Annotated in this window: 19 protein-coding genes; 1 reads left to right on the forward strand and 18 read right to left on the reverse strand. The window is 65.8% G+C overall.

All coding sequences use genetic code 11. The features are described from left to right. Positions 1-37 precede the first annotated feature (37 nt). The 18 genes from BJ997_RS09210 to BJ997_RS09295 all read right to left on the reverse strand — a co-directional run bounded on the left by BJ997_RS09210 (position 38) and on the right by BJ997_RS09295 (position 19,157). The gene (locus tag BJ997_RS09210; protein ID WP_035836472.1) at positions 38-1,495 is read right to left on the reverse strand and encodes a glutamate synthase subunit beta; all 1,458 of its coding nucleotides are present in this window, start codon (positions 1,493-1,495) and stop codon (positions 38-40) included. Beyond that, positions 1,488-6,065, reverse strand: coding sequence for a glutamate synthase large subunit (gene gltB / locus BJ997_RS09215; RefSeq protein ID WP_052542199.1), 4,578 nt, complete (start codon positions 6,063-6,065; stop codon positions 1,488-1,490). Before gltB ends, BJ997_RS09210 begins: the two co-directional genes overlap by 8 nt. Positions 6,066-6,206: 141 nt before the next feature. After that, the gene (lgt, locus tag BJ997_RS09220; protein WP_035836474.1) at positions 6,207-7,163 is read right to left on the reverse strand and encodes a prolipoprotein diacylglyceryl transferase; all 957 of its coding nucleotides are present in this window, start codon (positions 7,161-7,163) and stop codon (positions 6,207-6,209) included. Positions 7,164-7,236: 73 nt separating this feature from the next. After that, positions 7,237-8,067 carry a tryptophan synthase subunit alpha gene (gene trpA, locus BJ997_RS09225; RefSeq protein ID WP_052542200.1) on the reverse strand — a complete coding sequence of 277 codons (831 nt, stop codon included), beginning with the start codon at positions 8,065-8,067 and terminating at the stop codon, positions 7,237-7,239. Then, positions 8,064-9,275, reverse strand: coding sequence for a tryptophan synthase subunit beta (trpB, locus tag BJ997_RS09230; protein WP_035836475.1), 1,212 nt, complete (start codon positions 9,273-9,275; stop codon positions 8,064-8,066). Before trpB ends, trpA begins: the two co-directional genes overlap by 4 nt. Beyond that, positions 9,276-10,046 carry an indole-3-glycerol phosphate synthase TrpC gene (gene trpC, locus BJ997_RS09235; protein ID WP_035836476.1) on the reverse strand — a complete coding sequence of 257 codons (771 nt, stop codon included), beginning with the start codon at positions 10,044-10,046 and terminating at the stop codon, positions 9,276-9,278. A gap of 4 nt (positions 10,047-10,050) precedes the next feature. After that, positions 10,051-10,281: a DUF6704 family protein gene (locus tag BJ997_RS09240; protein WP_035836477.1), complete on the reverse strand. Its 231-nt coding sequence runs from the start codon at positions 10,279-10,281 to the stop codon at positions 10,051-10,053. 29 nt (positions 10,282-10,310) lie between these two features. Continuing rightward, positions 10,311-10,973: a Trp biosynthesis-associated membrane protein gene (locus tag BJ997_RS09245; RefSeq protein WP_052542201.1), complete on the reverse strand. Its 663-nt coding sequence runs from the start codon at positions 10,971-10,973 to the stop codon at positions 10,311-10,313. A gap of 3 nt (positions 10,974-10,976) precedes the next feature. Continuing rightward, positions 10,977-12,515, reverse strand: coding sequence for an anthranilate synthase component I (locus BJ997_RS09250; RefSeq protein ID WP_183323403.1), 1,539 nt, complete (start codon positions 12,513-12,515; stop codon positions 10,977-10,979). Beyond that, on the reverse strand, positions 12,512-12,871 hold the full coding sequence (gene hisI / locus BJ997_RS09255; protein WP_035836478.1) for a phosphoribosyl-AMP cyclohydrolase: 360 nt from the start codon (positions 12,869-12,871) through the stop codon (positions 12,512-12,514). Before hisI ends, BJ997_RS09250 begins: the two co-directional genes overlap by 4 nt. Beyond that, on the reverse strand, positions 12,868-13,632 hold the full coding sequence (gene hisF / locus BJ997_RS09260; protein ID WP_035836479.1) for an imidazole glycerol phosphate synthase subunit HisF: 765 nt from the start codon (positions 13,630-13,632) through the stop codon (positions 12,868-12,870). The genes hisI and hisF overlap by 4 nt, the downstream gene beginning before the upstream one ends. A gap of 15 nt (positions 13,633-13,647) precedes the next feature. Next, a complete protein-coding gene (gene hisG / locus BJ997_RS09265; RefSeq protein WP_035836481.1) occupies positions 13,648-14,487 on the reverse strand; it encodes an ATP phosphoribosyltransferase in 840 nt (279 codons plus the stop codon). Positions 14,488-14,584: 97 nt separating this feature from the next. Further along, complete coding sequence (locus BJ997_RS09270) at positions 14,585-14,848, reverse strand: phosphoribosyl-ATP diphosphatase (protein ID WP_035836482.1); 264 nt, start codon at positions 14,846-14,848, stop codon at positions 14,585-14,587. A gap of 9 nt (positions 14,849-14,857) precedes the next feature. Next, on the reverse strand, positions 14,858-15,529 hold the full coding sequence (rpe, locus tag BJ997_RS09275) for a ribulose-phosphate 3-epimerase (protein WP_035836483.1): 672 nt from the start codon (positions 15,527-15,529) through the stop codon (positions 14,858-14,860). Positions 15,530-15,575: 46 nt separating this feature from the next. Further along, a complete protein-coding gene (locus tag BJ997_RS09280) occupies positions 15,576-16,241 on the reverse strand; it encodes a GAP family protein (RefSeq protein ID WP_035836484.1) in 666 nt (221 codons plus the stop codon). Between the two features lie 5 nt (positions 16,242-16,246). Then, on the reverse strand, positions 16,247-16,720 hold the full coding sequence (locus BJ997_RS09285) for a DUF6194 family protein (RefSeq protein ID WP_035836490.1): 474 nt from the start codon (positions 16,718-16,720) through the stop codon (positions 16,247-16,249). Between the two features lie 2 nt (positions 16,721-16,722). Next, a complete protein-coding gene (locus BJ997_RS09290; RefSeq protein ID WP_052542202.1) occupies positions 16,723-17,214 on the reverse strand; it encodes a nitroreductase/quinone reductase family protein in 492 nt (163 codons plus the stop codon). Between the two features lie 254 nt (positions 17,215-17,468). Further along, positions 17,469-19,157 carry an FAD-dependent oxidoreductase gene (locus BJ997_RS09295; RefSeq protein ID WP_035836485.1) on the reverse strand — a complete coding sequence of 563 codons (1,689 nt, stop codon included), beginning with the start codon at positions 19,155-19,157 and terminating at the stop codon, positions 17,469-17,471. A 69-nt stretch (positions 19,158-19,226) separates the two neighbouring features. Between BJ997_RS09295 and BJ997_RS09300 the strand changes: the two genes are divergently transcribed. After that, positions 19,227-19,817, forward strand: coding sequence for a helix-turn-helix domain-containing protein (locus BJ997_RS09300; protein ID WP_236628934.1), 591 nt, complete (start codon positions 19,227-19,229; stop codon positions 19,815-19,817). Positions 19,818-19,847 lie beyond the last annotated feature (30 nt).

Raw genomic sequence — 19,847 nt, forward strand, 5'->3', positions numbered from 1 at the left:
ATTGTGAATCTGTAGTGACGTGCGGGAGGACGAGGAACTAGAAGGAGAAGGAGTGGTCGGTGGGTTTAACCGGCGCCGGAAGGTGGGTTTCCCCTTCGAGGAAGGTGTCGACGGCGGCAGCCGCGGCGCGGCCCTCGGCGATCGCCCACACGATGAGGGACTGTCCGCGACCGGCGTCACCGGCCACGAATACACCCTCCCGGCTGGTCTGGTAGTCGCCGCCACGTTCGACAGTACCCCGCTCACTGAACGGAAGCTGCAGCTGGTGGCGAAGATCGTCTGACTCCGGACCGGTGAACCCGAGGGCCAGAAGAACGAGGTCGGCCGGGATCTCGCGCTCTGTGCCCGCCTTGGGCACCCGTCGGCCGTCGAGGTACTCGGTCTCGGCGATCCGAATGGCTCGCACCTCGCCCACGTCGTTGGCCAGAAATTCGACCGTCGACGCGAGGTACTCACGCGTGCCGCCCTCTTCGTGCGCGCTCGAGACCTCGAAGAGCGTGGGAGTGAGGGGCCACGGCTGAGTGTCCGGACGGCTGGTGCCGGGCTGCTTTCCGATCGCGAGGTTGGTAACGGATGCCGCGAGCTGGCGGTGGGCGGTTCCGATGCAGTCAGCGCCGGTGTCGCCGCCGCCGAGAACGACGACGTGCTTGCCCTCTGCCGTGATCTGGTCGGCGATTGCTCCACCGGCCCCGATCTTGTTCTGCTGCACGAGGTACTCCATAGCGAAGTGCACACCCGGCAGGTCACGCCCGGGAATGGGCAGGTCACGCGGAACCATGGCTCCCGTGGCGACCACGACGGCGTCGTAGCGGGCGCGCAGGTCGTCCCAGGTGATGTCCACACCGATGTTGACGCCCGCCCGGAAGCGTGTGCCCTCCGCTGTCATCTGCGCCAGGCGAAGCTCCAGGTGCTTCTTCTCCATCTTGAAGTCCGGAATGCCGTAGCGCAGCAGGCCGCCGATCCGGTCGTCACGCTCGAAGACGGCCACGGTGTGGCCGGCGCGGGTGAGCTGCTGGGCGGCGGCGAGGCCGGCCGGGCCGGATCCGACGACGGCGACGGTCTTGCCGGTGAGTCGTCCGGGAGGCTGCGGCTGTACCCAGCCCTTCGCGAAGGCCTGGTCGATGATGGACACCTCGACCTGCTTGATCGTGACGGCGGGCTGATTGATCGACAGCACACAGGACGATTCGCAGGGCGCGGGGCACAACCGCCCGGTGAACTCGGGGAAGTTGTTCGTGGCGTGCAGGCGCTCGATGGCCTGTCGGCCCTCGTCCCGCCAGACGAGGTCGTTCCACTCCGGAATGAGGTTGCCGAGTGGGCAGCCCTGATGGCAGAACGGAACGCCGCAGTCCATGCAGCGCCCGGCTTGGCGCTTGAGCACTGCAGAGTCACCCTGCTCGTACACCTCTTTCCAGTCCATCAGACGGATCGAGACCGGGCGACGCGCCGGAAGCTCACGCTCAGTGGCCTTAAGGAATCCCTTCGGATCAGCCATTGGTTACCTCCAAAATTCGGTTCCAGACAACATCGCCATCGGGGTCGAGACCCTCGTCGACGGCCGACTGCCGGGTTGCCAGTACGGCCGCGTAGTCGCGCGGCAGCACCTTGACAAATGTGTTCATGGTTTCTTCAAAGTTGGCCAGCATCCGCTCGGCCAGGGTCGACTGGGTCTGTGCGTAGTGCTGGGCAAGCAGGTCGCGAACGATCTCGCGGTCAGCGCTGCCCAGTGGCGACAGGGTGAGTTCTCCCGATTCGAGAGCCGACAGGTTCACACGGTCGGAGTTGAGGTCGTAGATGTACGCCGTACCACCAGACATGCCGGCGCCGAGGTTCCGGCCGGTGCTGCCGAGGATCACGGCAAGGCCACCTGTCATGTACTCGAGGGCGTGGTCGCCCACTCCCTCGACAACCGCGGTCGCTCCGGAGTTGCGGACCAGGAAACGTTCGCCGACCATCCCGCGAATGAACATGCTCCCCTGGGTCGCGCCGTAGCCGATGACGTTTCCGGCGATGACGTTCTCTTCGGCGGGGAACACACTGTTGCGGTCGGGAAGCACCACGATTTGGCCACCCGACAATCCCTTGCCCACGTAGTCGTTCGAGTCGCCCTCGAGACGCAGGGTGATGCCGCTGGGCAGGAACGCCCCGAAGGACTGCCCCGCCGAACCGCGCAGGGTCACCTCGATCGACCCGTTCGGAAGGCCGTGCTGGCCATGGCGCAGCGTCACCTCATGGCCGAGCATCGTGCCCACTGCGCGCTCCGTGTTGCGAATCGGCAGGTCAATGGTGACGTTTCCACCGTGGTCCAGCACGCTTTGGCTACGACGGATGAGCTCGTTGTCGAAGTGCAGTTCAAGCTCGTGTTCCTGGCCCCGCTGGTGCTGGCGGGGCTCGGATTCGGAGAAGTCCGGACCCACCAGGATGGGCGACAGGTCGAGTCCGGAGGCCTTCCAGTGTTTCAGCGCCCGGTTCACGTCGAGCAAGTCGCGGTGGCCGATGACCTCGTCGAGACTCCGATAGCCGAACTCGGCGAGGTATTCGCGGACCTCCTGCGCGATGAACTCGAAGAAGTTGATCACGTGTTCGGCTTTGCCCGTGAAGCGCTTGCGCAGCTCGGGGTTCTGCGTGGCCACGCCCACCGGGCAGGTGTCGAGGTGGCAGACACGCATCATGATGCAGCCCTCTACGACGAGGGGAGCGGATGCGAATCCGAACTCCTCTGCGCCGAGCAGTGCCCCGATAATGACATCGCGACCCGTCTTAAGTTGACCGTCGACCTGCACGACGACGCGACTGCGCATGCCGTTGAGCATGAGCGTCTGCTGCGTCTCGGCTAGGCCGAGTTCCCACGGCGTGCCCGCGTGCTTGAGCGAGTTGAGCGGGCTCGCGCCGGTGCCTCCGTCGTGACCGCTGATGAGGATCACGTCGGAGAGCGCCTTGGCCACGCCGGCCGCGACGGCGCCGATACCGGACTGGCTCACGAGCTTGGTGTGGATGCGGGCCTTGGGGTTGGCGCGCTTGAGGTCGAAAATGAGCTGTTTCAGGTCTTCGATCGAGTAGATGTCGTGGTGGGGCGGCGGCGAGATGAGTCCCACGCCCGCCGTCGCGTTGCGCGTGCGCGCGATCCAGGGGTACACCTTCGTCGGCGGCAACTGACCTCCCTCGCCGGGTTTGGCACCCTGTGCGAGCTTGATCTGGATGTCGTCGGCGTGTGTGAGGTACATGCTCGTCACGCCGAACCGCCCGGAGGCAACCTGCTTGACGGCGCTGCGGCGTGCCGGGTCGAGCAGGCGATCGAGGTCTTCACCGCCCTCGCCGGTGTTGGAGCGGCCGCCGAGTTTGTTCATGGCGATGGCCAGGGTTTCGTGCGCCTCTTGTGAGATCGACCCGTAACTCATTGCACCTGTGGAGAAGCGCTTCACGATGGAGGCGACGGATTCGACCTCGTCGAGGGGAACCGGACGGCGCGACCCCGTGTTGAACGTGAACATGCCACGCAGCGTCATGAGCGATTCGGACTGGTCGTCGACGAGCTTGGTGTACTCGCGGAAGATGTCGTAACGCCGCGTGCGCGTGGAATGCTGCAGCCGGAAGATCGTCTCCGGGTTGAAGAGGTGCGGGGCACCGTCGCGCCGCCACTGGTACTCACCGCCCGTGAGCAGTCGTTCGTGGGCCGTGACAGCTGCGTCCATCGGGTAGGCGATGGCGTGGCGCTGCAGGTTCTCCGCTGCAATCACCTCGATGCCGACGCCGCCGAGCTTGCTCGTGGTCCCGGTGAAGTACTGGTCGACGAAGTCTTGGCCCAGGCCGACGGCTTCGAACGCCTGGGCGCCGGCGTACGACGACACCGTGGAGATGCCCATCTTGGACATGATCTTCAGAACGCCCTTGCCGAGCGCCTTGATCACGTTGCTGACGGCCTTCTCGGGCGTGACGTTGGTGATCATGCCGCTGCGAACGAGGTTCTCGCACGTTTCCATCGCGAGGTAGGGATTGACAGCGGATGCGCCGTAGCCGATGAGCGTGGCCACGTGGTGCACTTCGCGAACGTCACCGGCCTCCACGACGATGCCGACCTTCATGCGGTTTTCGGTGCGGATGAGGTGGTGATGAACCGCCGCGATCATCAGCAGGGAGGGGATGGGCGCGAGGTCCTTATTGGAATCGCGATCGGACAGCACGATGAAAAGTGCACCGTCATCAATGGCTTCATCGACCTCGCGGCACAGCGCTTCCAGCCTGTTCGCGAGGGCGTCGGGACCTTCCTCGAAGCGGTAGAGGCCACGGATGGTCGTGGTCGTTCGGCTGCCGACGGCGGGATCGATGTGCTGGATCTTGGCGAGTTCGTCGTTGTCGATAACCGGAAAATCGAGAACCACCTGGCGGGCGTGTTCGGGTCCGGCGATGAGCAGGTTGCGTTCCGGCCCGAGCCCGAGTTTGAGCGAGGTGACGACCTCTTCCCGGATCGAGTCGAGCGGGGGGTTTGTCACCTGCGCGAACTGCTGCGCGAAGTAATCGAACATGAGTCGCGGCCGCTCGCTCAACACTGCGATCGGGGCATCGGATCCCATCGCTCCGAGGGGCTCCGCACCGGTGCGCGCCATCGGCGCGAGCAGGATGCGCACTTCTTCTTCGGTGTAGCCAAACGTGCGCTGGCGACGCACCACGGATGCCGGCGGGTGCACAATGTGCTCCCGTTCGGGCAGGTCCTTGAGATTGATGCGTCCGGCGTCGAGCCATTCACCCCACCGCTTGCTCGCGGACAACTCGTCCTTGATTTCGCCGTCTTCGATGATGCGTCCGGCGACGGTGTCGACGAGGAACATCTTGCCGGGGCGCAGACGCCCCTTACGCACGACGCGGGCTGGGTCGATGTCGAGCACACCGATCTCGCTCGCGAGTACGACGAGGCCGTCATCGGTAATGAGGTAGCGGCCGGGGCGCAGGCCGTTGCGGTCAAGCGTTGCACCCACCAGGGATCCGTCGGTGAAGACGATCGCAGCGGGGCCGTCCCACGGCTCCATGAGCATGGAGTGGTACTCGTAGAAGTCGCGGCGCTGCGCATCGAGTTCCGGCTGGTTTTCCCAGGCTTCCGGCATCATCATCATCACGGCGTGCGGCAGGGAGCGTCCGGAGAGGCTGAGAAGCTCCACGACCTCGTCGAAGGAGGCGGAGTCGCTCGCGCCGGGGGTGACAATTGGCAACAGGGGTGCGAGGTCGCCGAGTTCCAGAGACTCGAGCTGGGACTGTCGCGCGCTCATCCAGTTGCGGTTGCCCTGAACTGTGTTGATCTCGCCGTTGTGCGCGATCATGCGGAACGGCTGCGCGAGCGGCCACGACGGGAACGTGTTGGTGGAATAGCGGGAGTGCACAAGCGCGAGGGTCGACGCGAAACGTTCGTCGGACAGGTCGGGGTAAAAGGGCTCAAGTTGGAGAGACGTGACCATGCCCTTGTACACCAGGGTGCGGCAGGAGAGCGAGGGGAAATACAGCTCGAGTTCCCGCTCGGCGCGCTTGCGCAGACGGAAGGTCTGCCGGTCCAGGGCGATCCCACTCAGGTTCTCGCCCAGCTCAGTGGTGAGGGCGCTCTTGACAAAGAGCTGCTGGATGGCGGGCATAGCGGCGCGGGCAAGGTTGCCGAGCTCATCGGGACGCACCGGTACTTCACGCCAGCCGATGACGTCGAGGTTCTCCTCGCCGGCCTTGCGGTTGATCGCACGCTTGATGCTCGTGCGCGCGGTCGGATCCGTGGGCAGAAACACGTTTCCGACGGCATATTGCCCGACCGGGGGTAGATCGAAGTCAGTGACGGCGCGAAGGAACGCGTCGGGAATCTGAGTGATGATGCCGGCGCCATCGCCCGTACCGGCGTCGGAGCCGACGGCGCCGCGGTGTTCGAGGTTACGCAGCGCGTCGAGAGCGAGCGCGATGATGTCGTGGCCGGCGGTGCCGCGAAGGGTTGCCACCATGGCCAAACCGCAGGCATCGTGTTCCGCGGCCGGGTCGTACAGACCCTGCTTTTCGGGCACCATACTGAACTTGGAAGAGAGAGCTTTCTGCGTCATTGAGACCGTCCTCACGAAATGACTGGCAGGGAGGGACGACGCTGGCCCGCTGGAGGGAAAAAGACACGGTAACCCGGTCCGGGAAACGTACCGCGGACCGGGTGAGGCGGTTGCCTGGCTGGGTTACGTGGTGAAGAGGCGCTACCCGCGAGTGCTTGTGGCTGTGGGCGCGTTATGTGCATCGGACCCGTCGGCGTCATCGCCGTGATCCTCGAGGTCCGAATCAGTGTCTTGTGATTCTACCTCAGGGTCAGGTGCTTTCCATTCCCGGCCGGGTACGTAGACGTTCAGTTCCAGCCCGGGATGCGCGCGCCGCTGCACGAGGAAGATGATGATTCCGAGTGCAATGGCTGCGAAGGCGGCCCAGATATTCGTGCGAATACCGAAGAAGTACTCGCTCGGGTCGACGCGGATGGACTCGAAGAAGCTGCGGCCGACGCCGTACCAGATGAGGTAGACGGCGAACGCCTTGCCCCAGCGGAGGTTGATCCGACGCTCAAGCATGAGAATGACGATCACGCCGAGCACATTCCAGATCATCTCGTACAGGAACGTGGGGTGGAACAGGGTGTCAACCGGCAGTCCGACGGGGTATGCCGGGTTGGTCGACTCGATCTCGAGCCCCCACGGCAGAGTCGTCGGCAGACCGAAGAGCTCGTGGTTGAACCAGTTTCCGAGGCGGCCCGTGGCCTGGGCGATGAGCATGGCGGGCGCAACGGCGTCCACGAACGACCAGAAGCGGATACCAGACAGCCGGCAGCCGATCCACGCGCCAACGGCGCCACCGATCAGAGCCCCGAAGATGGCGTTCCCGCCGTTCCAGATCGCGAAGACCTCCCAGGGGTTTGCACCCTCGAAGAAATAATCATTCGGGTGGGTTAGCACGTGGTAGATGCGTGCTCCCACGATGCCGAGCGGTACCGCCCAGAGGATGATGTCGAGGACGACCCCCGGCTCACCTCCGCGCCTAGTGAGGCGATAGGAGGTCATGGCCGTGGCGAGAACGATTCCGGCCAGGATGCAGAGGGCATATGCGTGGATGCGGAACGGTCCCAGATCGGTGAAACTCCACTCGGGACTCGGGATGCTCAGAGGCATAGACAACTCAGTATTACCTTCCAGAAAGTGTGGATCACGCGACGAGCAGAAGCTGCCCGACCGTCAATTTATCTTAGATCGAGCGGATGTTTTGTGCGCCCTGTGACAGGGCATGGGCGAGTGCGCCCACGGCAGCGACTCCCCCGTCGGCGAGGGCCTTGACGAGGGCGGAACCCACGATGGCCCCGTCGGCGTAGGCGAGGATCTCGCGCACCTGCTCTGGCGTGGAGATCCCGAGGCCCACGCAGGCGCTCGTGCATCCCGCGGCACGCAGACGTTCGACAAGAATCTGCGCCGCCGAGTCCACGCCGGCGCGAGCGCCAGTCGTGCCCATCGTCGACACCGCGTAGACGAATCCACGGCTCGCCTCAATGGCCTGAACGAGCCTGGCGTCCGACGAGGAGGGTGCCGCCAGGAAGACGCGATCCAGCCCGGTCCGTTCACTCGCGGTCATCCAGTCGCCAGCCTCATCGGGAATGAGATCGGGCGTAATCAGTCCGGCGCCGCCGGCTGCCAGCAGGTCGTCCGCGAAGCGATCGACGCCGTACTGAACAACGGGATTCCAGTACGTCATGACGAGCACGGGTGCCTTCACCTGTGCGGTGATGGCCGCCACGGCTTCAAAGCCGTGGTGCAGGCGGAATCCGCCGGCAAGGGCGCGCTGGGTCGCCGTTTGGATGACGGGGCCGTCCATGACGGGATCGGAGTAGGGCAAGCCGAGCTCGATCACATCGACCCCGTTGGCCGCGAGGGCCACGGCCGCGTCGATGCTGTCGCTCAGAGTCGGGAACCCAACGGGAAGATATCCGATCAGGGCGCCGCTCCCGGCCTCGCGGCGCAGGGCGATCGTCGTCTCGACAGCGCTCGCCACGCCATTCGCTGCCGGGCTCGAAGTGTTGGTCATGACTGCGTCGCCCCTTCGTCGAGCAGCTCGAAGTACCGAGCTGCTGTTTCCATGTCCTTGTCGCCACGTCCGCTGAGATTCACCAGAATGGTGGCGTCGGGACCGAGCGTACGGCCGAGCTCGAGGGTACCGGCGAGGGCGTGCGCGGACTCGATGGCGGGGATGATCCCCTCCGTGCGGCTCAGCAGGCGTAAGGCCGACATGGCCGCATCGTCTGTGACGGGGAAGTAGGTTGCCCGCCCGATACTCGAAAGCCAGGAGTGTTCAGGGCCGACGCCCGGGTAATCGAGGCCCGCCGAGATGGAGTGGGACTCAACGGTCTGGCCATCTTCGTCCTGCAGCAGGAAACTGCGGGCGCCATGCAACACTCCGGGGCGACCCTTCGTGATGGTGGCCGCGTGGCGTGGTGTCTCGACGCCGTCTCCGGCCGCCTCATAGCCGTAGAGGGCCACGTCTGCGTCATCGAGGAAGGCGTGGAAAATGCCCATCGCGTTCGACCCGCCGCCGACACACGCCGTGACGGCATCCGGAAGGGCGCCGGTGAGGTCGAGGACCTGTTGGCGGGCCTCTTCACCGATGATCTTCTGGAAGTCGCGAACCATCGTGGGGAACGGATGCGGTCCGGCGACAGTTCCAAAGATGTAGTTCGTGGTTTCGACGTTCGTCACCCAGTCGCGCATGGCGTCGTTGATCGCATCCTTGAGGGTGCGTGAGCCGGTCTTGACCGGAACGACCTCGGCGCCGAGCAGGCGCATGCGCGCCACGTTCAAGGCCTGGCGTTCGGTGTCGACCTCACCCATGTAGACGACACATTCGAGCCCGAACAGGGCCGCAACGGTTGCCGTGGCCACCCCATGCTGACCGGCGCCGGTTTCGGCGATCACACGTGTCTTGCCGATGCGCTTGGTGAGCAGTGCTTGGCCGAGCGCGTTATTGAGCTTGTGTGAACCCGTGTGGTTGAGGTCTTCCCTCTTGAGGATGATGCGTGCACCGCCGGCGTGCTCGGCGAATCGAGGCACCTCCGTGATGATGGACGGCCGCCCGGTGTAATTGCGGTGCAGCTCCATGAGCTGGGCCGCGAATTCGGGGTCGTGCTTGGCAACGTCATATTCCGCGGTGAGCTCGTCGAGAGCTGCCACGAGGGATTCGGGAACGAAGCGTCCCCCGAATTCGCCGAAGTAGGGGCCGGACTGTGAACTGAGAGACATCTATACCGCCAAAAACTCAGAGAGGGTGCGGATGGGATCGCTCGTGACGAGCGCTTCGCCGACGAGCACGACGTCGGCGCCAGCGGCGCGATAGTGCGCCACGTCTGCGGCCGTCTTAACCGCAGATTCTGCGACCCGAACGACACCGGAGGGGATGCGGTCGGCCAGCGCCCCGAAGAGGTCCTGGTCGAGCGTGAAATCGGAGAGGTTGCGAGCATTGACGCCGACCAGGCTCGCACCGATGTCGAGGGCACGACCGACCTCGTCGGCGCTGTGCGTCTCGACGAGTGCGGTCATCCCCAGTTCGCGGATGAGTTCCTGCAACGACAACAACGTCTTCTGCTCCAATGCGGCCACGATGAGCAAGACCATGTCGGCTCCGGCCGCCCGGGCCTCGAATACCTGGTAGGCGGTGCCGATGAAGTCCTTGCGGAGCACGGGGATGGTCGCCGCGGCACGAACCTCTTCGAGGTCGGCGAGAGTGCCGAGAAAACGGCGCCCCTCGGTGAGCACACTAATGGCACTCGCTCCGCCGGTCTCGTAGGACACCGCCAGAGCTGCGGGGTCGAGAATGTCGGCCAACGCCCCACGGGACGGACTGGCGCGCTTGATCTCGGCGATGATCTTGACGCGATCAGCCGGCGCGAGGGCCGCGAGCGCGTCGAGGGCAGCAGGACGGGCCAGCGCATCGGCCTCGACCGTCGCGAGTGGTCGACTGAGGCGGCGTTGTTCGGCGTCGGAGACCGCGCCTGCCAGAAGCTCGGAGAGCACTCGGCTAGTGACCGTGGGGCGCTGCGGTCAGTTCTCCCACGCCGTAGCCGGCCTTGGCCATGACCCAGCCCACAATGGCTCCGACGATGAGCAGCGCGAAGGATGCCCACACGAGCCACACGAGCTCGAAGAAGAAGGCTGTTGTGCCGATGGTGAAGGCAAGCAACATGATGGTGACTGCGGTCCACGCCGCCGGTGAGTGGCCGTGGCCGGGGTCTGACACGTCGATGCTCATGAATCTCCTTTGTGCGGTGACGAACACTTCTATTCTAGCGGGCGGTCCCGGTTGTTCTCTGCGGTGGGGTCTTCGCCACGGCTGAGTTCGTCCCAGTCGACGACGGGGTCAGGGGTCTGGCTTTCGGCCGCGGGGTTTCCGCCCGCCGGTGCCATCCTCGTGGTCTGATAGCGGCTGGTGGGGCCGGGCCAGCGGCCCGACGTGACGATGATTCCCACGCCGGCCAGCAGCATCACAAACGACGCGCCGAGCGCCAGATACGGCCACGGCGTGGTTGTGGCCGCCTCGACTGCCGCGAGAATGGAGTCAGTGCCCGCAACGCCTGTTGCTGCGGTGACGACGGGCGAGCTGGCCAGGGCGGGGTTCGCGATGACCTGGATCGTGGACAGGAACACCGACACACCGATGAGCACCTCAAGGGCACCGAGCACCACACGCACAATGCGACCGGCGATGGCGAGGGCCCCTGCGAGGGCGAATCCGGCCAGGGCCAGAGCCGTGATCGCCGGGGAGGCCTCCGAACCGTCGACAGCGAGCCTGAGCGAGTCGGCGCCGGAGGCACTCACGACGGCATTCACCCACACCTGGGTCCACGCCAGGAGGGCGAGCGTGCTGGCCACCAGGACCACGAGGATGAACGTGAGCTTGATCCGGCGCGGGGAAGGTGGGCGCCGTGACGTTGCGGAGGGCACGAGTTAGAACACCCGCTTCATGGCATTGGCCACGGCCACGGCACGCAGGGGCGCGGCCGCCTTGTTCTGGGATTCCTGGTACTCCGATGCGGGGTCGGAATCGAGCACGAGCCCTCCCCCCGCCTGCACTCGCGCGACGCCGTCCTTGATGGTTGCGGTGCGGATGGCGATGGCGAGGTCGGCATCACCGGCGAAACCGAAGTACCCGACGACTCCGCCGTACACGCCACGCTGGGCGGGTTCGAGGGCATCGATGATTTCGAGGGCTCGCGGCTTGGGCGCGCCGGAGAGCGTTCCGGCCGGAAAGGCGGCCTTGAAGACATCGATGGCGGTCTTGTCGGGGAGCAGATCCCCCTCGACCGAGGACACCAGGTGCATGATGTGGCTGAAGCGTTCGATGCGCTTGAACTCGGTCACCTCAACTGAGCCGGCCCGACACACCTTCAACAGGTCGTTTCGGGCCAGGTCCACCAGCATCAGATGCTCGGCACCCTCCTTGGCATCCGCTGCCAGCTCTGCGGCGAAATCGGCGTCGGCCTCGGGAGTTGTGCCGCGCGGCTTCGATCCCGCGATCGGGTGGGTGAAAACACGACCGTTCTGCACCTTGACCAGCGCCTCCGGCGAGGAACCGACGATCGAGTACGGTTCGCCCGTCGACGACTCGAGGCTGAGCAAGTACATGTAGGGGCTCGGGTTCAGGCTGCGCAGCACCCTGTACACGTCGATGGGGTGCGCCGTGCATTCCTGGTCGAAACGCTGGGAGATAACGACCTGGAAGACGTCGCCGGCCACGATGTGTTCCTTGGCCGTGCCCACCGAGGCGAGGAAGTCCTCGCGGGTCGTGCGGTTCGTCGGGTAGGCCGGTGTTGCGAGGTCAACCTCGGCAAGCCAGGCCTCGCTAGGCGCCGCCAGCCGTGTCTGCAGTGCATCGAGTCGCACGTGAGCGGCGTCCCAGAGCTCGTCGGGCGTATTGGTGCCGTCGTTGAGCACGTTCGCGATGAGCTGCACAGTGCCGTACTTGTGATCGAGCACGACGAGGTCGGCCACGAAACTGAAGGATTGCCCGGGCACGTCATAGTCGGCCGGCGGCTGGTGCGGCAGGTTTTCGATCTGGCGGATGGCTTCCCAGCCGATGAATCCCACCAGGCCCCCGGTAAGCGGAGGGTGTTCGGGCAACCGCGGTGTCTGCCAGCGCTCGAAGAGATAATCGAGGGCGGCGAGGGGCGCGAGCGTCAGCGCGGAGCCGAGGGCGCGTTCGGCGGCCACGCCATAGTCGATCCAGCGGGTCTCGTCTCCCTCCTGGGTGAGCACGCCGAAGGACGACACCCCCACGAAGGAGAACCGAGACCAGATGCCGCCCTGTTCCGCGGATTCCAGCAAAAAGCTACCAGGCTGGCCTGCTGCGAGCTTGCGGTAAATGCCCACCGGAGTCTCTCCGTCGGCGAACAGCTCGCGGATGACCGGAATCACCCGGTGGGCCCCGATCAGGGCGCCGAATTGCTCATGAGTCGTTGAGCCGGCCGTGGGGCGATCGCCGCTCATTCGGTGGGCCTCTCCATCGTGACAACGTCGAGTTCGCGACCGTCGAAGCACGTGCGGGTGCCCGTGTGGCAGGCCACTCCCACCTGGTCGACCTTCACGAGAAGCGTGTCGTTGTCGCAGTCGAGGGCAGCTGAACGCACGTACTGCGCGTGACCGGATGTGTCGCCCTTGCGCCAGTACTCCTGACGGCTGCGGGACCAGAAGGTCACGCGCCCCTCTGTCACAGTGCGTCGCAGCGCCTCGCGGTTCATCCAGCCGAGCATAAGCACCTCGCCGGTGTCCCACTGTTGGATCACGGCGGGCAGCAGTCCCACGGAGTTGTACACCGCGGCGTCGAATCGGGGTTCGTCGGTCATGATCGCACCAGCATTCCGGCACTCGCCAGCTCTCGCTTGACGTCGCCTATCGTGAGTATCTCGTCGTGGAAAACGGATGCCGCGAGCACCGCGTCTGCGCCCGAGCGCACCGCAGGCGGAAAGTCTTCGACCCGGCCGGCGCCGCCGGAGGCGATGACGGGTACCCGGCTGTTCGCCCGCATCAGGGAAATCAGCTCGGTGTCGAAGCCCTGCTTCGTGCCGTCGGCGTCTATGGAGTTGATGAGCAGCTCCCCCGCGCCGAGCTCGATGGCCTCCCGCGCCCAGGCCACAGCGTCGATGTCGGTCTCGGTTCGCCCACCGTGCGTGGTCACGATGAAGCCGGACTCTGTGCGTTCGCTGCGCTTCACGTCGAGCGAGAGCACGATGACCTGCGCGCCGAAGCGGTCGGCGATCTCGGCGATAAGCACGGGGCGCGCGATGGCGGCGCTGTTGATCCCCACCTTGTCGGCACCGCTCGCTTGCAAACGCGACACGTCTTCGACGCTGCGGATGCCGCCGCCCACCGTGAGCGGGATAAAGACCTGCTCGGCGGTGGCGCGCACCACGTCGTAGGTCGTGGAGCGGTTGTCTACTGTTGCCGTGACGTCAAGGAACGTCAGTTCGTCGGCACCCTGCTCGAAGTAGAGCCGCGCAAGCTCGACCGGGTCGCCAGCGTCACGCAAGTTTTTGAAGTTGACACCCTTCACGACGCGGCCGTTAGCCACGTCGAGGCAGGGGATGACGCGAACGGAGAGACTCATGCTGACTCCAGCTGATTACAAACGGGCGTTGTGGATGGTCGTGACGAGGATGGCGCGGGCACCGAGAGCATAAAGGGAATCCATCACGTTGTTCATGTCGAGGCGGGCAATCATCACCCGCACGGCGACCCATTCCGGGTCGTGCAACGACGAGACGGTGGGCGATTCGATGCCGGGGGCCATCTCGCACGCCGCATCGAGCAGGCTGGAGGGGATGTCGTAGTCGAGCAGCACGTACTGGCGGGCCACGAGAACGCCCTGCAGGCGGCGCAGGAGGGTCGCGATGCCAGGCTTGTCGTTCTCCGAGCTGATCAGAACGGCCGTGGACTGCAGAATGACCGGCCCGAAGATTTCGAGGCCGGCCTTCTTCAGGGTCGTGCCGGTGGACACGACGTCGGCCACGGCATCCGCTACACCGAGCTGAACGGCGGATTCGACGGCGCCGTCGAGGGGAACGAGAGTCACCTTCACGTCGAAGCCAGCGAGGAACTTCTCCACGAGGCCCGGGTAGCTCGTGGCGACACGCAGGCCCGTGAGATCGGACAGCTCACGGAAGCGGCCGGCCGGCCCGGCGAAGCGGAATGTGGAGTCGCCGAAGTCGAGGCTCGCAATCTCGAGGGCGGTCGAGCCGGAGTCGAGCAGCAGGTCACGCCCGGTGATTCCCACGTCGAGGGCGCCGGAGCCCACGTAGGTAGCGATGTCGCGGGGACGCAGGTAGAAGAACTCCACCCCGTTGTTGGGGTCGGCGGCGACAAGGTCACGCGGGTCGCGGCGACCGCGGTAGCCGGCCTCCGACAGCATTTGGGCGGCGGTTTCGGCCAATGAGCCCTTATTAGGCACGGCAATTCTCAGCATGGCAACACTCTCTGGTCAACTAATGACGTGGTGATCTAAAGACGGTTTCGGATTCGGGTTCTGCACGGGGAGCGAATGGCTCACCTCAGTTCGCGGATCAGAGATGTCGGTAGACGTCGGCCGGGGTGAGGCCCTTCGCGATCAGGAGAACCTGAAGGTGGTACAGCAGCTGGGAGATCTCGGCCGCCGTTTCTTCGTCGCTCTGGAATTCCGCGGCCATCCATACCTCGGCGGCCTCTTCGACAATTTTCTTGCCGATGGCGTGCACGCCGGCATCGAGCTCACGCACGGTACCGGACCCCTCGGGGCGGGTCAGGGCCTTGTCGCTCAGCTCAGCAAAAAGGTCATCAAAAGTCTTCACTGCTCTAGGTTACTCGTGCCCGTGGTGGTGCCGGGCCGCGCTGGAGCGCAGCAGGGCGATCTGGGCGGCCGGATCGTCGGCGCCGAAGACACTCGAGCCGGCCACGAACGTGTCGGCTCCGGCGGCCGCGGCGATCTCAATGGTCTGCTCGGTGATGCCTCCGTCCACCTGCAACCACACGTCTAGACCACTGGATTTCACCGCCGCCGACAGGGTTTCGAGCTTCGGCATCGTCGACGCCATGAAGCTCTGGCCGCCGAAGCCGGGTTCGACGGTCATCACCAGAACCTGGTCGAATTCCGGCAGCAGCTCGAGGTACTGCTCCACGGGGGTGCCGGGCTTCAGGGCCAGGCCCGCGCGGGCGCCGATCGCGCGCAGCCTGCGGGCGAGCCCCGCGGCATCCGCTGCCGCTTCGGCGTGGAAGGTAACCGAGTACGCACCGACCTCCGCGTAGCCAGGCGCCCATTTGTCGGGGTCGTCGATCATGAGGTGGATGTCGAGCGGCAACGGCGAGACCTGCTGCAGCCGGTCGACCATGGCGAGGCCGAAGGTGAGGTTGGGCACGAAGTGGTTGTCCATGATGTCGACGTGCACGAGATCGGCGGTGCGAATGCGCCCGAGCTCTCGTTCGAAATTGGCGAAATCGGCGGCCAGGATGCTCGGATTGATGCGTATGGGCATGGTTTAAGCCTAGACGAACGGATGCCGCGGGTCTTGCGGCGCGACCTCACAGGGCGGACAGGCCCCCGCCGATGAGAGCCGCGCCGATCACCAGCAGCACCACGCTCATGATCGCGTCGTTGTGGCGAACCAACGTGACCCGCAGTTTCTCCATTCGGCCCCGTATCCGGTCGGGGGCTGCAAGAAAGGCGACCACGGGTGTGGCAACGCTCAGACACGCGATCGCCGTGTACGCGGCCCCCACGGCGAGAGTTGCGCCAAGCGGCAAACCCGCGCTGCCGATCGTGATGCCTGCCCCGACACCGAGAAGAAGCTCCTTCGGATTCGCCACCGACAGGGTTAGCGCCAGAAATGCGGCCCGTGTGGGCGAGCTGCCCTCGATCGCGCCCATCCAGCCGGGGAGGTCCACCTCGTCCGCTGACCGGGGTCTCCCCCGCCATTTCGCAACGGCGAGCACCATGAGCGCAGCCCCCACGACAAGGCGCAGCACGCCCACGAACGGTGAGCCGTCGTCGCTGCGTTCCACGAGATCACTCATCACCGCGAAAAGGCCCACGACGACGCCCACGCCCAGAAGCCGGCCAGCGAGGAATGTCAGGCCGGCGGACGAGCCGGCCGGGGACAACAGCACCAGCAGTACCGCGATGAGCGGCAGGGGGCTCAGTGCGACCGCCACGGCGACGGGAAGCGCCGCCCCAAAAGCATCGAGCATGGCCGCTACTCCGTGACTCGCTCGTGTGAGCGACGCTCCACGCGTCGCCGCTCGTCGTCGTGGGCCCCGCGGAGCAAATCGAGGACGGTGGCGGATGTGCGGTGGCCGGGATTCACGACGGCGATCCAGCCGAGCGCGCCGTAGACCGGGTGCGGCATGATGGCGTCGGTCGCGCTGTAGTCCCCCGGTGCGAAATCATGTGGCGTTTCGCCGGTGAGTTCGGTGAACTTCGCCCGCCCGACGTGTACGTTCACTCGCCATCGGTAGGGGTCATCGAGGTTGGACTGCTCGTCGCCGGGGTAATCCTTCGTGACGATCGTCGCGTACGGCTGCGCGTTCTGGGGCACCTTCCCGTCGGGCGCATAGTAGAAGAAGTGATCGCCCCAGGCGACTTCGGGGTACTCGCTCCCCGCAGTGGGTGCGAGGTCCAGCACGCCGTCGAACGCTTGGACTGTCTCCACGAGCTGGCTGATCTTCATGATCACTCGGCGTTGGTCGCTGGTTCGAAGACCACGATGGCCGTCTCCGTCGGGCGGCGGCGGGCATTCTCGTCGAGATTCTTGTCGAGCGACCTCCACCGGTCCCAGAGCGAGGCCCGTTCATCGCCCGACGCGGCGCGGGCCACGACAAGTCGGGAGTCGTCAGCGAGTTGAACCTCTGCGTGGGGATGTGCCTGAAGGTTCAACCACCAGGCGGGTTCGCCCTCGCCCCAGCCGTTCATCGCCATTGTCACAAGTTTCGGGCCGTCCTCGAAGTAGCCGAGGATCACGGACCGCTCCTGACCGCTGTGGCGTCCGATCGTTGTCACCCGCATGGTGCCCCAGCGCTCGGCGCTGGCGGGCCACAAGCCACGACGCCCGCCCGACACCCTGTAGATCGCACGGTGAACTTTCCAGGCGAGCACGATGAACCATCGGGGTGGCAGCCACGGAGTCCGGGTCTTCGTTTGCGGCCTGCGGCCGGGTGTCGACATGACGATTGCATCCCTTCACTGCGCGGATGGTGAGCAATCGTTCCGCTCGCGTGACTGTACAACCGTTGCATCCCATAGGACAGGGGCGAGGCACGGCGGGTCTGCGACACGGAGCCTAGGAATATCACGGATGGATCCTCAGGGGTCGCGCTTCCTGGGTACGGTCAATTTCGCCCCGAGCGAGCTCGACTCGCCGGAGGAACTTGAGCCGGCCGGTTTGTAAGTATGCCGCGCGGGGCATCCTTCGTGGCGCCCTAGGCGGGAAGGTTACGGCGCAGGCGCAGCACTCCGTCGGTGTGGGTGAACGGCGTTCCGTCGGCGCCGGTGGCCTCGCGGTCGACGAGCTCTTTCGTGACAACGGTCCACTGGCCCTCGGGGAGCTCAAGGAACGCGAGCACATCGTCAGGGGTCGGGAGCGGCTCGGCGTCGGCGCCGTGCGACGACCCCGACGGGAATGCCGCATGCCCGACGATGAGTAGCTGGCCACCGGGAGCGACGGCGGCGGCTGCCCGGCGCAAAATCTGTTCGCGCGGCAGCTCAACCGGAGACTGCAGGAACTGCGCCGCCACGAGGTCGAAGGTCGCGTCGGGGTTCCACGCGGCGAGATCCGCCTGCACGAAGCGGATGCGGTCGGCCAGCCCCGAGGCTGCGGCCCTGGCCTCGCCGCGGGCCAGCGCCGTGGCGGAGATGTCGACGGCCGTGACCTGCCAGCCGCCGTGAGCCAGCCAGAGCGCGTCGCCGCCTTCCCCACTGCCGAGGTCGAGGGCGGTGCCCGGCTCGAGCCCGCCGGCCTCGCGTTCGAGGGCTGCGTTGGCGTGCCCGCTCCACATCTGGCCCGTTTCGGCGCCGCGTTCGATGTAGCGTCGCTCCCAGAATGACGTCGGGTCTTCGGACGGGTCGACGTGCTGCTCGTTCCCCTGCTTGCGCTCATGCGGCTGGGCGTGGCCGTGCGGTTCGCCGTGGCTGTGTCGTTCGGGGGTCATGTTGGTCCATTCTTCCAGAGCCACGCGGATGTCGTCCGCCACGAGTTCGGCGTTGATCGCGACGGCTGCCGTGACGCCGGAGCCGGCCGCCACCGGAACGAGCGCGGCGGGGTTGGACGTGTTGCCTGCGGCCCAGACGCCGTCGACGCTCGTCTTTCCGGAGGCATCCGTTGTCGTCCAGAGGCCGGCGGGGGTGTCACCCTGTTCGGCACCGAGCTGGCGCAGCGGCTCGTCGAGGGCGACCATTCGCGGCTCGGCGAAGAGCACGTCGAGCTCGATGCGGGTGCCGTCGGCGAGTTCGAGGCCCGCGAAGGCTCCGTTCGCCGTCGTGACACCGATGACGACGCGGTCGTCCACGACGATGCCGCGCGCGTCGAGGGTGAGCCGATCGGGGTCAGGGATGGGGCCGGCCAGGCCTGAGAACACCGTCACTGTCGGCGAATACGCCCGGAGCATATGTGCCTTGTGCAACCCCCGCACGGATGTCGTGAGCACGCCGATTCTCGAACCGCGCGCCTCGTAGCCGTCACAGAACGGGCAGGCCACGACGCCGCGTCCCCAGTGTGCGGCCAGACCGGGGATGGGCGGCAGCTCGTCGTGGATGCCGGTCGCCACGAGGAGGCGACCGGCACGAATGCGAGCGCCGGTCTCGGTGACGAGTTCGAAGCCGTCCGCTGTCCTGCGCGTTTCGACCACGCGCGCGGCCTCGATCACTCCGCCAGCGGCCCACACCTCGCGGCGACCGTCGTCGACAAGGCTGAGCGGGGAGTAGCCGTCGCGACTGAGTACCCCGTGCATGTGCGGCGCCTCCCGGTTGCGCGGCTCCCCCGCGTCGAGCACGAGCACGCGTCGCTGGGCGCGCGCGACGATGAGCGCGGCGCTGAGACCGGCGGTGCCGCCGCCGATAATTGCAACGTCCCAGAGTGTGCTGGGCTGGTCATCCTGAGGTTTTGTCGTCATGCATACAGATTGATCCCGAACTAGAATAAGAGCAAGAATACATGCCGAATTAGCAAGAAGGGACTGGTCTTGGCCGACGCATCGCTCGACCTCATTGGATCACGCCTGAAAAGCTGGCGACAGAAGCGTGGCATGACCCTCGACGAGCTGTCGGCCGCGACCGACATCTCCGCAAGCACCATCTCCCGGCTCGAGTCGGGCAAGCGTGCGCCGAACCTCGAGCTCGTGGTGCCCATCGCCCGCGCCCTGCGACTTGAACTCGATGACCTGGTTCCCCGGTCGGTGCCGGACCCCCGCGTGCCACGGATTACGAAACGAGTAGGCGAGGTCACGTATGTCTCCCTGTCGCCCGATTCCTCGCCGGTTCAGACCTACAAGGTGACTCTTCCGGCCACACCTCCCGGAACGCTCGTCGTGCCGGAGCTTCGCGTCCACGACGGCTACGAGTGGCTGTACGTGCTCGATGGCAGGCTGAGGCTCGTGTTGGGTGAGCACGACGTCGTTCTTGGGCCCGGCGAGGCCGCGGAATTCGACACTCGCACGCCCCACTGGCTCGCTGCCTCTGGCATTGGTCCCGTGGACCTGCTGACCATCTTCAGCAAGGAGGGCAAGCGGATCCATCTGCGCGCCCGCCCGACGCCCAGCGGGAACAACAACTAGCTCGCGCCACGCGGATTCACGGGTACCGCG

Source organism: Cryobacterium roopkundense, assembly GCF_014200405.1.
In the GTDB taxonomy this organism is placed as follows: Bacteria; Actinomycetota; Actinomycetes; order Actinomycetales; family Microbacteriaceae; genus Cryobacterium; species Cryobacterium roopkundense.